General features: G+C 68.9%; 14 protein-coding genes, 1 tRNA gene and 1 pseudogene. 5 read left to right on the forward strand and 11 right to left on the reverse strand.

From position 1 onward, the window contains the following. Window positions 1-127: pseudogene (locus ACI3KS_RS17205) on the forward strand (IS481 family transposase); the annotation flags it as partial. On the opposite strand, the gene ACI3KS_RS17210 reads toward ACI3KS_RS17205, so the two are convergent. Continuing rightward, entirely contained in the window at window positions 99-371 is a 273-nt protein-coding gene (locus ACI3KS_RS17210) for a DUF4279 domain-containing protein (protein WP_404919758.1), read from the reverse strand. The pseudogene ACI3KS_RS17205 and the gene ACI3KS_RS17210 overlap by 29 nt on opposite strands. Window positions 372-494: 123 nt before the next feature. Between ACI3KS_RS17210 and ACI3KS_RS17215 the strand changes: the two genes are divergently transcribed. Together ACI3KS_RS17215 and ACI3KS_RS17220 are read left to right on the forward strand one after the other, a co-directional pair. Next, window positions 495-947, forward strand: coding sequence for a MarR family winged helix-turn-helix transcriptional regulator (locus ACI3KS_RS17215; RefSeq protein ID WP_404919759.1), 453 nt, complete (start codon window positions 495-497; stop codon window positions 945-947). Next, the gene (locus ACI3KS_RS17220) at window positions 944-1,603 is read left to right on the forward strand and encodes a hypothetical protein (RefSeq protein ID WP_404919760.1); all 660 of its coding nucleotides are present in this window, start codon (window positions 944-946) and stop codon (window positions 1,601-1,603) included. Before ACI3KS_RS17215 ends, ACI3KS_RS17220 begins: the two co-directional genes overlap by 4 nt. Window positions 1,604-1,909: 306 nt before the next feature. On the opposite strand, the gene ACI3KS_RS17225 is transcribed toward ACI3KS_RS17220, so the two are convergent. The 6 genes from ACI3KS_RS17225 to ACI3KS_RS17250 all read right to left on the reverse strand — a co-directional run bounded on the left by ACI3KS_RS17225 (window position 1,910) and on the right by ACI3KS_RS17250 (window position 7,945). After that, window positions 1,910-1,985: transfer RNA gene (locus tag ACI3KS_RS17225), tRNA-Met, on the reverse strand. An 83-nt stretch (window positions 1,986-2,068) separates the two neighbouring features. Then, on the reverse strand, window positions 2,069-3,475 hold the full coding sequence (locus ACI3KS_RS17230; RefSeq protein WP_404919761.1) for a DUF6716 putative glycosyltransferase: 1,407 nt from the start codon (window positions 3,473-3,475) through the stop codon (window positions 2,069-2,071). Further along, the gene (locus ACI3KS_RS17235) at window positions 3,472-4,344 is read right to left on the reverse strand and encodes an N-acetylneuraminate synthase family protein (protein ID WP_404919762.1); all 873 of its coding nucleotides are present in this window, start codon (window positions 4,342-4,344) and stop codon (window positions 3,472-3,474) included. Before ACI3KS_RS17235 ends, ACI3KS_RS17230 begins: the two co-directional genes overlap by 4 nt. 84 nt (window positions 4,345-4,428) lie before the next feature. Beyond that, a complete protein-coding gene (locus ACI3KS_RS17240; RefSeq protein WP_404919763.1) occupies window positions 4,429-5,577 on the reverse strand; it encodes a cytidylyltransferase domain-containing protein in 1,149 nt (382 codons plus the stop codon). Between the two features lie 38 nt (window positions 5,578-5,615). Then, window positions 5,616-6,956, reverse strand: coding sequence for a polysialyltransferase family glycosyltransferase (locus ACI3KS_RS17245; protein ID WP_404919764.1), 1,341 nt, complete (start codon window positions 6,954-6,956; stop codon window positions 5,616-5,618). Then, entirely contained in the window at window positions 6,953-7,945 is a 993-nt protein-coding gene (locus ACI3KS_RS17250; protein ID WP_404919765.1) for a glycosyltransferase family 2 protein, read from the reverse strand. The genes ACI3KS_RS17245 and ACI3KS_RS17250 overlap by 4 nt, the downstream gene beginning before the upstream one ends. 146 nt (window positions 7,946-8,091) lie before the next feature. Here ACI3KS_RS17250 and ACI3KS_RS17255 point away from each other — a divergent pair, with 146 nt between their 5' ends. Both ACI3KS_RS17255 and ACI3KS_RS17260 read left to right on the forward strand, forming a co-directional pair. After that, window positions 8,092-8,997 carry a hypothetical protein gene (locus ACI3KS_RS17255; protein ID WP_404919766.1) on the forward strand — a complete coding sequence of 302 codons (906 nt, stop codon included), beginning with the start codon at window positions 8,092-8,094 and terminating at the stop codon, window positions 8,995-8,997. Between the two features lie 26 nt (window positions 8,998-9,023). Next, window positions 9,024-9,428, forward strand: a complete 405-nt coding sequence (locus ACI3KS_RS17260) for a DUF4229 domain-containing protein (RefSeq protein WP_404919767.1) — start codon at window positions 9,024-9,026, stop codon at window positions 9,426-9,428. 15 nt (window positions 9,429-9,443) lie between these two features. On the opposite strand, the gene ACI3KS_RS17265 is transcribed toward ACI3KS_RS17260, so the two are convergent. The 4 genes from ACI3KS_RS17265 to ACI3KS_RS17280 are packed head-to-tail and all read right to left on the reverse strand — an operon-like array spanning window position 9,444 to window position 11,812. Next, complete coding sequence (locus ACI3KS_RS17265; RefSeq protein ID WP_404919768.1) at window positions 9,444-10,412, reverse strand: 1,4-dihydroxy-2-naphthoate polyprenyltransferase; 969 nt, start codon at window positions 10,410-10,412, stop codon at window positions 9,444-9,446. 58 nt (window positions 10,413-10,470) lie between these two features. Next, window positions 10,471-11,115, reverse strand: coding sequence for a dihydrofolate reductase family protein (locus ACI3KS_RS17270; protein ID WP_404919769.1), 645 nt, complete (start codon window positions 11,113-11,115; stop codon window positions 10,471-10,473). Window positions 11,116-11,144: 29 nt separating this feature from the next. Then, window positions 11,145-11,435 carry a DUF4287 domain-containing protein gene (locus tag ACI3KS_RS17275; protein ID WP_404919770.1) on the reverse strand — a complete coding sequence of 97 codons (291 nt, stop codon included), beginning with the start codon at window positions 11,433-11,435 and terminating at the stop codon, window positions 11,145-11,147. 14 nt (window positions 11,436-11,449) lie between these two features. Further along, window positions 11,450-11,812 carry a cupin domain-containing protein gene (locus ACI3KS_RS17280; RefSeq protein WP_404919771.1) on the reverse strand — a complete coding sequence of 121 codons (363 nt, stop codon included), beginning with the start codon at window positions 11,810-11,812 and terminating at the stop codon, window positions 11,450-11,452. Window positions 11,813-11,850: the final 38 nt, after the last annotated feature.

Here is an 11,850-nt window from a genome sequence, read left to right on the forward strand (position 1 = left end):
ATCAGAGACCGAACGGCGAGCAGCACTACCCGCCTGGATGCACTTCTACAATCATCACAGGCGCCACTCCGCCATCGGAGCCCCACCCATCAGCAGGCTCAACAACCTGCCTGGACATCACAGCTAGTCCTCGCCGTCGCCCAGGTAGACGTCGGTGAACATGTCCACGCCGAGCGCGGCGATGCGATGTGCGAGTTGTCGATGCGATTCACGTCGAGCGACCAGACGTGCACCTCTCGCACCCACCCGGTGCGCGACACTTCGCCGCGACGTCGGATGCTGGTGGGCACGAGGCCGAGAAGCTCGGACACGGCTTCGGGTTCGGTGTCGGTCGACAGCACGACGAACGAGGCGATGCCCGACTGGATCATGCGATGAGCCTACGGCGATGACGCACCCTCGCCGGAGCACCGCCCCACCACACCCGGGGCTCTTACTGTTCGTTACCTTATGTAACAATTACCTTAGGTATGAAAGTGAAGAACGGAGCCCTGATGCACCTTCTCGATCGCCTGCTGCTGATCTCGGATCTCTTCGAGCGCGACATGACCCGCGTGTTCTCGGGCACTCCCCTCTCCAGCGCGCGCATGGCCGTGCTGTGGACCGTGCATCACTCCGGTCCCGTGCCGCAACAGGCGATCGCGGACGCCCTCGATGTCTCCGCACGCAACGTCAGTGCGCTCGTCGACGCGCTCTCTGCGGCGGGCTACGTGCGCCGCACCTCGGACCCGCACGACAGACGCGTCTTCCTGATCGAGCTGACCGAAGAGGGAACCTCGCTCATGGAGACCACGCAGCGCGAGCATCACGATCTCAGCTCGGCACTGCTCGACGCCGTCGCCCCCGGCGATCGGCCGGCCCTCGAACGCGGGCTCGCCGCGATCAGCGAGAGACTGGCAACGCTGGTGGCCGATGCAATGCCGGGCGATGCGGAGGCGTCGCGATGAGCACGACGGCCCCCGCACGCCGCACGCGCGAGAGGCTGTCTGCGATCGGCACCTTCGCACGACGTGCGGTCGTGATGGAGTTGCGGGTCTACGAGAGCATCGGTCGCGCGATCATCCGACGGCCTGCGGTTCCTCACGGCGCGATCGGGTTCCACTACCACCAGCCGGTGCAGACGATTCTCATCGTGTTCATCGTGCTCTCGGCGCTCGAGATCCCGATCATCGATCTCATCGTGCATCCATGGCCGGTGGTCCGCATCGCGTTCCTGATCCTCGGGATCTGGGGACTCACCTGGATGATCGGTCTGCTCTGCGGCTTCTTCATGCGTCCGCACACGGTCGGCCCCGACGGCATCCTCGTCCGCGAGGGGCTCGAGATCAGCATCTCTCTGCGGTGGGACGACATCGCATCCGTGTCGCGTGTGCGGAACGTGGACGAACCGAAGTCGCCGAAGGTGGCGGAGTCCGACGGAATCACCAGCTTGTCGGTCCGGATGCAGGACGAGACCAATGTCGAGATCGCCCTCGAACATGCGGTCACGGTCCGGCTCCCCGGACGGCAGCCGAAAGGCGGTGCCCACGCGGTGGAGGTGATCCGCTTCTGGGTGGACGACTCGGACGCCTTCATGGCCGCTGTCCGAGATTTCATCCCGTGAATCGGATGCCGACCGCACAGGCGGCCCCCGCGCACGGCGTCCGATCGTCCCGGCGTGCGAGAACACTCGGCGCGTAGTGATTCCGCCGTCGACGGGGTCCCGGCGGAGGAGGTACTCGCGGGCAACCTTCGACGAGGCTGTGAGCAGGTCGACACGCAGCCCGCCGCTCGTCGTCCGCCGGGCCGCGGCCGACCGCATGTACGGAGATCGGATGACCGCACCCGGATCGGATGATCCTCAAGGAATCGTCCGCGTTGAGTGCGATCCTCCGATCTCGCGAAACACGAGGCGCAGCGTCGGACGAAGTGGACGCGACGGCGGGAGTCGAACCCGCAACGCTGCCGATTATGAGTCGGAGCCCGGGACCGCCCGGATCGCCGCGATGATGACCCCGACGCTACCGGGCCGACAACCGGAATACCAGCATCGTTCCCTGTGATGTCCCGATGAGTCGATCCATGACACTCAGCGCCGGATCGAGTCGTGGAACGGGTTCGGCTCGAGAGTGATGTCGGTCGAGGCATCCACCCAGGTGCCGAGGTCGGGCGACCTGCGTCGCTTCAGCGCCGACAGCATCCCCACCGCCGGCTCACCCGCGACCAGCGCGATGCGCCCGCTCAGGGTGCGATCGTCCCGCCCGAGCACGCTGGCCCGATGCCAGGCCTCGTGCAGCGCGCCGCCCCGCGGCGCGGATACCCGACGCGCCGGCAGTGAACCCGACCGGCGCAGCGCGACGAGCGCCTCGACACGGTCCCACCACGTCGATTCCGACTCCGGGTGGAAGTAGTTGTCGCGCAGCCAATCGGGGTGCGGATGCCGGAACCGGCCGGCGATGACCTCGCTGCGCCCTCCGAGCAATCCGCTGCCGACGAACACCGTGTTGAGCAGCGACTTGCTGACACCGAAGCTGTCGAGAGCGATCACCGGGATCCCCTGCGCCAGGGCCTCGATCGCCGCGGTCGAGCTCACCGTGACGAGGCCCGCGGCCGTCGAGAGGGCCTGCGACATCGACTCGTACGAGAAGACCAGGTTCTCCGGCACCCGCACCCGCCTTCCGAGCAGCTCCGTGTACGCATCACGCTCGAGGTGCGTCTCCGCCTCGCCTGGGCGCGAGCGCAGCTTCACGACGATCCGTCGCCGCGGATCGGCCTCGGCTGCGCGCACGAGTGTCGCCGCGATCTCGGCCCGGTCCTCGCGGTCCATGGGCACCAGGGCCTGAGCCGCGAACACGATGTCGGTCGCCGGCGCCTTCGACATCGACGAGCGGATGCCGTCGGGTCCCGGGTTCTGCTCGGTCTCTGCCGCACCTCCCCGACGCGTCGCGGACGATGCGGTCCCCGCGCGGACGAGCTCGGGCGACAGCATCCGCGCCTTCGTCCTGGCGAAGGGCAGCGTCGCCAGCGCGGTCGGCACCTGTGCTCCGATGCGCCGACCGAGATCGGCGAACGCCCGCTCCTCCCGATGGGAGTGCACGACGAGCAGATCGACGTGGCGGCGGTAGTCCAGCGCTCCCCGCTGCGCGGGTATCGCCATCCCGGGAAGCCCGGCGACGGTCACCGGGCGGTGCGTGAGCGCGTCGATCACGCGTCCCATCAGACGCACGAAGGGCCCACGGCCGGCGAGCAGCACGACGTCGGGGCGCTGGGCCTCGAGCCACGGCCCCGTCTCGCCGAACATGATCCGCGATACGGCGGCCGGGTCGAGGCCCGCGCCGGCGAGCGCGGTGCGCTCCTGTGCCGCACTCGCGGTGAGGGGCGTCTTCACCAGCAGCAGATGAGGACGGATGCCGGGCACGCTGCCGAGCAGCGAGGCCGACCACTTCACGAAGGAGTCGGCGTCGGCGATCGCGACGACCCGGAGGCCCGTGCTCATGCCGAGACGCGACGCAGCTTCGCCATGGGGGCGCGTTCGCTGTCGAACACGCGCTTGACGCCGTCGCCGAGAGCCTTCTCGATCACCCGGATGTCACGCACGAGGTGCTCCAGACCCGTGGGCTCGAGCGAGGCGGCGTGGTCGGAACCCCACATGGTGCGGTCCAGGGTGATGTGACGTTCGACCGCGACGGCGCCGAGAGCGACCGCGGCGAGCGAGATCTGCAGCCCGCGCTCATGGCCGGAGTAGCCGACGGGGATGCCGGCGTAGCGATCGCGCAGCGTCGAGATCATGCGGAGGTTGGCCTCCTCCGGCTCGAGCGGATACGTCGAGGTGGCGTGCAGGAGCACGACCCGGTCGGTGCCGAGGGTATCGAGCGCCCGATCGATCTGCTCGATGGTCGACATACCCGTGGAGAGGATCACAGGCTTGCCCGTCTCACGGAGGGCGACCAGCAGCTCGGTGTCGGTGAGGCTCGCCGAGGCGACCTTGTGCGCCACGACGTTGAGGCCCTCGAGGAACTCGACGCTCGGCACATCCCAGGGCGAGGCGAACCAGTCGAGGCCCTGCATCGTGGCGTGGTCGCCGATCTCGATGTACTCCTCGCGACCGAACTCGACCCGACGACGGTACTCGAGGTAGGTCATGGTTCCCCAGGGCGTCTCACGCGGGACGTCGCGCATGTGCTCGGGAGTCGAGATCTCCGGGGTGCGCTTCTGGAACTTGACGGCATCCGCTCCGGCGCGTGCCGCGACGTCGATGAGCTTCTTGGCGATCTCGACATCGCCGTTGTGGTTCAGGCCGATCTCCGCGATGACGTATGCGGGGCGACCGCCGCCGATCACTCGCGAGCCGATGCTGACAGTCATGGATCCTCCGGTCGTCGAAATGCCTTCCCTCCTGGGTACGCGCCGAGGGTGAACAGCGCTCGACGCGCAGGTGACCGGGCGCGGTCAGGCAGACAACACTCGTTCGACGAGCTCGCGGACCGCTCCGGATCCGCCGGTGCGCGTGAGCACGACCCGGGCCGCCTCTCGCACCCGGGGATGCGCGTTCGCGACCGCGATGGGCCACCCGACGATGCGCATCGCCGGCAGATCGTTGACGTCGTTGCCGAGGTACGCGATGTCGTCGAGGTCCAGGCCGTTCTCGGCGGCCCACCCGCGCAGAGCCTGTTCCTTGTCGTCGATCCCGTGCAGCACCGGGACGCGCAGCTTCTCCGCCCTCGCGCGCACGACCGGATTCACCTCGGTCGAGAGGATCAGCATCGGGATGCCTGCGTGCCGCAGCAGCGCGACGCCCATGCCGTCCTCCCGGCTCACCCGTACCCGCTCGCCGCCGGATGCGTCGATGATCGCGGTGTCATCGGTGTGCACTCCGTCGAAGTCGGTGACGACCGCGCGCACGGCGATCGGATGCGGAGCCTCATGCATCGCGGCGAGGGAGCGAGCGATGCGGAGCTGGTGCTCGTCGTCGATCTCGATGGCCGACCACTCGGGCACCTCGGCGACGGCGATGCGTCCGAAGAAGCGGTGCCTGCTCTCACGGAAGCCGGCGGCCGTGAACACGTAGAACGCGCCGGTCTCGAGGTAATGCGGCTCGCGGTCCTGGCGGCGAGGCCGATGGGACGCGTCGTGGTTGATGCCGGATGCCTGGCCGTCGGCATCCCGTCGCCACACGAAGCCGAAGGTCTCGTGGGCCGAGAACACGCTGTCCGCCTCCCCCGCACGCACGCGGGCGACGGCATCCGCCAACGCGGCGGAGGGGATGAACGGCGAGGTCGCCTGCAGGAACGCCACGACGCCGACCTCGACTCCCTCCGCCTCGAGCTGGCCGATCGCGTGCAGCACAGCGCTCTCGGACGACGCGGTGTCGCCGGAGATGTCGGCCGGTCGATGGACGATGCGTGCCCCTGCGACCGCGGCGACCTCGGCGATCTCGGCGTCGTCGGTGGAGACCACGACGAGGTCGATGCCGTCGGCGGCGAGCGCCGCCTGCACGGCTCGCGCGACCAGCGGCACTCCGCCGACACGGCGGACGTTCTTGCGCGGCACGCCTCGGGACCCTCCACGTGCGGGGATAATCGCCACCGTGGTGCTCATGATCTCGGTCTCGTCTCTCTCATGCATCGCGCGGAGGTTCATCGCCCGCGCAGCGCTCTCCACGCCCGGCCGGCTCGGCGCTTCGCCCCGAGTGCCGTGAGGCGCCATTCCTCCGCTCGCCCGACGCCGCCCGCGGGGCGGAGCATCCGGGCGAGCGGCCCGTCGGCCGGTGCGCCCGGCAGCCGGAGTTCCGCGAGCCTGTGTGGCGCGAAGTACCGATCGCGTTCGTTCGCGTCGAGGCCTCGGAGGAACCGCTCGGCGCGAGGGCGCAGGTGCGCCGCGATCTTCGGCTGCATCGCGTAGCCGACCGCATCGATCAGCAGCTGGAGGCGAGCGGCATCCGCGTAGGGGGAATCGGTGCGCGTGAGCGCGTCCACGATGGTCGCCGGGATGCGGTTGCTGTTCTCGAACGGACTGAGCCGCGCGAGGACCTCGCGGTTGCCGACCGAGGCGATGTCGCGGCCGAACAGCGTGCTGACCGTGGGCAGTGCCGTCGAGAATCCGGCGACCACCGCGCGCGCGTCGAGGTGCTCGGCCAGGAGCTCGGCGGGAAGCGGACCGCGATACTCCTCGAACGCGATGCCGTGGGCGCTCGCCCTGTCCTTCAGCGAGTGCGTGACGGTCGGGGGTGCGGCCGGGTGCGGCTTGAACACGATCCGCCCCGGCGCCCTTCCCGCCGCGCGATCGATCATCTCGAGCTGCATCGCCAGTTCTTCCGCTGGGGTGACGAGTCCGAGCGCCGAGAGGTACTGACCCAGCACGAGCACCGTGGGGGATGCCGCATTGTCGATGCGCTCCGGCTCGGCCGTCTCGGCCAGCGCCGGAGCGAAGAGCTCGGGCGGCACCGGAGCGGTCTCCGCCCTCGGCGAGCCGACCAGCGGTCGCACGCCGGGCACGACATCGGCGTAGACGACCCGGACGATGCGGGCGGCCACCGGATAGGGAAGGTCGATCCTCATCGGCGAGTAGGTCATGAGGCCGTCGCCGACGATCGTGATCCGCGCTCCGGGGAAGAGCGCCATGAGCGTCTTCGCCGGAGCGACCTGCGGGCTCTGCACGAAGAGCTCGAGCTCGCGGGTGTCGATGTCCCAGGCTCGGGCGAGCAGCCGCTCGAGCATCGGCAGTTCGGACTCGCGCGGCTTCCACGCGCTGGGGTGGGCGGCGCCGAGGAGCGCTCCGAGATCTTCGACCCTGTCGAATCGGTTCCGGAGCGACTCCAGCGCCGGATCGTCGACGATGCCGCGTGTGGTCTCCGGCACTCGGGCGGAGTTGAACGGCACGAGGATGCGCTCCCCCTGATCGAGGATGAGTCCGCCGTCGATGGCCGCCGCGAGGGTCGCGAGGCCGTAGACGCTGTGCACCGCGAAGAGCTGCGTCATGCGGCATCCGCTCCGTCGCGCAGGAGGTCGCGCAGCAGGGGCGCGAGCACACGACGTCGCGGACCGTCGAGACGCCGTACGACGGTCTGCACCGAGCTCTCGGGCAGGCGCCCCAGCAGCCCCCGGATGCCGTCGCGCATCTCGGCTCGCAGCTGCGGGGTCATGCGGCGAGATCGCACCAGATGCCGCGAACTCAGCGCGAGCACCGTCCAGGCGACTTTGGCAAGCAGGCGTTCGCTCTCGTCGTCGGCGCTCACGATGTCGATCACCTCACCCATGGCTCGTACGAAGTCCAACTGACGCCGATCGCGGATCTGCGTGAGCGAGGTCGGTACGCCTCGTCGGTAGAGCAGGGCCGGAGCGTCGACGACGGCGAAGGATGATGCCTCCAGGTGGAGCCGCCAGATCCAGGGCCTGTCCTCCGCGGTGAAGAGTCCGGCTGAGAACTCTGCAAGACCCTGATCGATGATCCGCCGGTGGAACATCCCCGCCCAGGCGAAGGGGTAGTCGACCATGGTCGACTCGTCCTCGGGGAGGATCGCCTCGCGCGGCGCGCAGACGACCTCGCGCCAGGGGTGCGGCGCACGCCGGAGGACGCGCTTGCCTCCTGTCACCGTCACGTGGTCGGTGCGGACGAAGTCGCAGCCGAGTTCGTTGAGGCGTTCGGCGAGCACGGCGAGCCTGTGCGGCTGCATCCAGTCGTCGCCGTCGAGAAAGCAGAACGCCTCGCCCTCGACGTGAGCGAGGCCCTGATTCCTCGCGTTCGCAAGCCCTGCCGCGCGCGGGTTCGACAGCACCACCGCGTGATCGAACCTGTCGGCGTAGTGACGCATGAGCGCGCCGGTCTCATCGCGCGAACCGTCGTCGATCGCGACGAGCTTCACCGCGTGCGACGTGTCGAACTGACGGGTCAGGGTGTCCAGCGTCGTGCCGATGTAGAGTCCGGCGTCCTTCGCGGGAAGGATCACGGTGACGAGAGGTCTGGGCACGGGGCTCCCGGGGGTCGACGGTGTCACGGATGCTCCCATGGGACCGTTGCCGAACGGCGACCTCGCGGTGAACGGCGGGTGTCCTGATCCTCGAATGATATGCGCCGGCGCTTCGCGACGGCGGGAAGATCCGCGACGATGGACGCATGCCCCGATTGTTCCGCCCGACATGGAGACCCGTGCGCGGCCGTTCAGGGCGCGCCGACGAGTTCCGCTGGGTCACGGCGAGATCGTGGACGAACCGGTGGTACCCGCAGGGCATCGACACCGGTGTGCTGCAGGGACGTCGGATGCTGGCGGTCAGTTGGTTCCGACAGGACGCGCAGCGTCGCCACCTCGCCTCTCGGGTCACCCTCATCGACCTCGCGCGCCGCCGCTCGATCGATGTGGCGCTCGTGGTGGAGACCGACGAGGGGCGGCTCGAGCCGGCACGGATCCACACCGGCGGGTTGGCGTGGTTCGGCGACCGGCTGTTCGCCGCCGCGACGAATCAGGGGATCTGGGAGTTCGACCTCGGTTCTCTCCGTGTGGCCCACGGCGACGCGGCTGTTCGCGCGACGGGTTCCGCGAATGATTCCTCGCGCGGTCGCAGACGCCGCGCACCGGCACGGGCACTCGTCGCGGTGCGTACAGCGATCCATGAGGTGCCGCTGCGGTGCTCGTTCATCGGACGGGTGTTCGGTGCGAGCGGTGATCCGGTGTCGCGGATGGTCATCGGCGAATTCCGTGATGACGACCGCGGGCGCCTCGGCGAGTTCGAACTCACCGAGGCCGGCTTCGCACCGATCCGCACCTTCGCGCCCGGCATCCCGCGGATGCAGGGCGCCGCCCTGTGGGAGGACCGCCTCCTGGTCTCTCAGTCCGACGGCCTCGCCCCGGGAACACTCTGGTCGGGCACGTTCGACGGACTCGATCGAGCGACCGAGCCCCTGCCTGCCGGGTGCCAGGACCTCGCGCTCTCCCCCGAGACGCGCACGCTGTGGACGCTCGGCGAGCACCCCTGGCGCCGCGTGGTGCGAGGACTCCCCCTCGCTCGGGTGGGAATCGAGTGACCGGACGGCGAACGTAGACTGTACGGGTGAAGCCCGCACCTCTCCTCGTCTACACCGTGCTGCGGCTGCTGGCGTTCCTCGTCCCGCTCGCGATCCTCTGGTTCTTCTTCCCGATCTTCCGCGAACTCTGGTGGCTCGCCGCGATCTTCGCCGCCCTCATCGGCATGAGCATCTCGATGCTGTTCCTGCGCGCGCCGCTCTCCGATGCCTCGGCCCGGATTCACGAGCGTCGCAGCGCGCGACCTGCTGCCGAGCAGGAGGATGCGGATGCCGAGGACGAGGCGCTCGACGTCGAGAGCGCAGACGACGTGGAGAACGCAGAGTCCCGCACGGACGTCGACGTCGACACGACGGACGTCGTGAACGACACGGAAGCTCCCGAGGACACCGGCTCGACCGGCTCTGCGGCGGACGACGCCCGCCGTATCTGATCGGGTTCCGCGGGCTCAGCCCACGAACGCCCAGAACAGCGCGCCGGCGAACAGCAGCGCGGTGAACGAGGTCAGCGCGAGCGCGACGACGAGCTCGCCCGGCTTGCGGTACGTCCACACGATCAGTACGGCAGGAAGCCCCGCGAGCAGGGCGAGCAGCGAGACCCACGCGATCGGGAACAGCAGCGCGAGGAACACGCCGATCACGAACGGCGCGAGCAGGAACAGCGTGAACAGCACCTGCGTCGCCCGGCGACCGATGAGCACCGTCAGGGTGCGCTTGCCGACGAGACGGTCCTGATCGATATCGCGCAGGTTGTTCGCGAGGAGCACCGCGCACGCGAACAGTCCGGCGGCGATCGCGCCGAGCCACGCCTGCTGCGGCAGCGCGAAGATCTGCACCCACGTCGTGCCGAGTGTCGCCACCAGGCCGAAGAACACGAAGACGAAGACCTCGCCCAGGCCGAAGTATCCGTATGGCCGCTTGCCACCGGTGTAGAACCACGCCGCGACGATGCACGCGGCGCCGACCGCCAGCATCCACCACTGCCCGGTGCGGATCACGATCGCGAGCCCGACGAGCGCGGCGAGCGCGAAGAACGTGAGGCCGATCACGAGCACGGTGCGCGGCTGCACGCGTCCGGATGCCGTCAGCCGCGCAGGACCGACCCGCACGGCATCGGTGCCGCGGATGCCGTCGCTGTAGTCGTTCGTGAAGTTCACGCCGATCTGCAGGAGCACCGCCACGGCGAGGCAGGCGAGAGCGATCACCCAGTGGAACTCCGGTCCCGTGCTGCGTGCAGCGCCGGTGCCGATGACGACCGGGGCGATCGCGAGGGGAAGCGTGCGCAGACGCGCAGCGCCGATCCAGTCCCCCGCCGTCACCGGTCCGAGTTCGACGACCGGCTTCTTCGCCGGGTTGCCGCTGACTCCAGCCGGACGACGCTTGCTGCTGCTCTTCTTGCGATTCGAGGATGCTGCCACGTCGGAATACTAGTGGCTGAGCCGATGCCGACCCTGCTCGCGCCGACCGCTGCCGGGGTCAGACCCGCGAGAAGGTCACGTGCGTGACACCGCTCTCGGCGACCTCGCTGGAGACCGCGTACTCGTTCTCGATGCCGCGCAGGTCATCCCAGATCCGCTTGCCGCTGCCGATCACGAGCGGCGAGACGCCCAGGTGCAGGCGGTCGATCAGCCGAGCGTGCAGGAACTGCCGCACCACGTCGACGCCACCGCCGATGCGCACGTCTCCGCCGTTCGCGGCATCCGTCGCCCGGGCCAGCGCCTCCTCCGGCGTCGCGGCGAGGAAGTGGAACACCGTGCCGTTGTCGAAGGCGATCGACTCGCGCGGCGTGTGGGTGAGCACGAACACCGGCACGCGGAACGGCGGCTCATCGCCCCACCAGCCCTGCCATTCGAGATCGCCCGGATGCTGGTGCAGGCCGAACATGCCGGCGCCCATGATCTCGGCTCCGACCTCCTCGAAGTACGCGTGTGCGTACTTCTCGTCGACGCCGGTCGTGCCCTCCCCCGAGGAGTCGCCGAGCACGCGGCTGCGGAACGTCCTGGTCGCTGTGTACGCGGCGACCAGCCGCCCCCAGTCCTCGCCGAACGGGTTCTCGGGTGTCTGGTCGGTGGTGGTGGCGAATCCGTCGAGTGAGACGTTCAGATCTGCGCGGACGACCATGTCGTGCTCCTTCGGATGAGGTGTGGGGGTCAGGCGTTCGGGTTGCTGTCTTTTCCGTCGAGCCAGAGCGTATCCGAGGCGTCGCCGTGCGCCCCGCCCTTGCCGACGTGCTTGTCGCTGATCTTCGGCCCCTTGAGGATGACGTGCACCATGGCCTGTGCATGGCCGTGGCCGAGCGAGTACTCCTGCTTGAGCCAGTTCAGGACCACAGTGGACTTCGTCGTCTCGTCGAACCCCTGCTCGGTGGCGAGCTCGATGAACTGCCGAGGGGTGAGGCCGGTCTGGATCTCGACCTTGTCGAGGTATGCCTGGAAGGACATGGATTCTCCTGGTGTCAGTCTTCGTCGATGAATGTCTGGATGATGGTCGGTGAGGCGTGGATGCCGATGATCCGCAGCGTGCCATCGCCGATGTTGGTGAATCGGTGCGGAACGTATGCGGGTCCGGTGGCGGTGTCACCGGCGACGACGTCGACCGTCTCGTCGCCGATGGTGATGCGGGCGGAGCCCTCGAGCACCACCCAGGTCTCAGGGTAGGGGTGCCAGTGCAGTCCCGGCCCCTGACCCGGCTGATTCTCGACGTAGAAGTACGAGACCGCCGCGCTGTGCTGCGCACCCTCGAACCTCCGGCTGCGGCCGGTGCCGATGCGGATGTCGGCGTCGGCGACGACGCCTCCCGGTAGCGATGTGCTGTTCATGTCCCCAGTCTCGACAGCGGCGAACAGCCGACCTAGAG

This window comes from Microbacterium sp. ZW T5_45 (assembly GCF_044987415.1).
Taxonomy (GTDB): Bacteria; Actinomycetota; Actinomycetes; order Actinomycetales; family Microbacteriaceae; genus Microbacterium.

Coding starts and splice junctions, on each gene's coding strand:
- ACI3KS_RS17210 (WP_404919758.1), bottom strand. CDS start 371: ATGATCCAGTCGGGCATCGCCTCGTTCGTCGTGCTGTCGACCGACACC.
- ACI3KS_RS17215 (WP_404919759.1), top strand. CDS start 495: ATGCACCTTCTCGATCGCCTGCTGCTGATCTCGGATCTCTTCGAGCGC.
- ACI3KS_RS17220 (WP_404919760.1), top strand. CDS start 944: ATGAGCACGACGGCCCCCGCACGCCGCACGCGCGAGAGGCTGTCTGCG.
- ACI3KS_RS17230 (WP_404919761.1), bottom strand. CDS start 3,475: ATGAGCACGGGCCTCCGGGTCGTCGCGATCGCCGACGCCGACTCCTTC.
- ACI3KS_RS17235 (WP_404919762.1), bottom strand. CDS start 4,344: ATGACTGTCAGCATCGGCTCGCGAGTGATCGGCGGCGGTCGCCCCGCA.
- ACI3KS_RS17240 (WP_404919763.1), bottom strand. CDS start 5,577: ATGAGCACCACGGTGGCGATTATCCCCGCACGTGGAGGGTCCCGAGGC.
- ACI3KS_RS17245 (WP_404919764.1), bottom strand. CDS start 6,956: ATGACGCAGCTCTTCGCGGTGCACAGCGTCTACGGCCTCGCGACCCTC.
- ACI3KS_RS17255 (WP_404919766.1), top strand. CDS start 8,092: ATGCCCCGATTGTTCCGCCCGACATGGAGACCCGTGCGCGGCCGTTCA.
- ACI3KS_RS17270 (WP_404919769.1), bottom strand. CDS start 11,115: ATGGTCGTCCGCGCAGATCTGAACGTCTCACTCGACGGATTCGCCACC.
- ACI3KS_RS17275 (WP_404919770.1), bottom strand. CDS start 11,435: ATGTCCTTCCAGGCATACCTCGACAAGGTCGAGATCCAGACCGGCCTC.
- ACI3KS_RS17280 (WP_404919771.1), bottom strand. CDS start 11,812: ATGAACAGCACATCGCTACCGGGAGGCGTCGTCGCCGACGCCGACATC.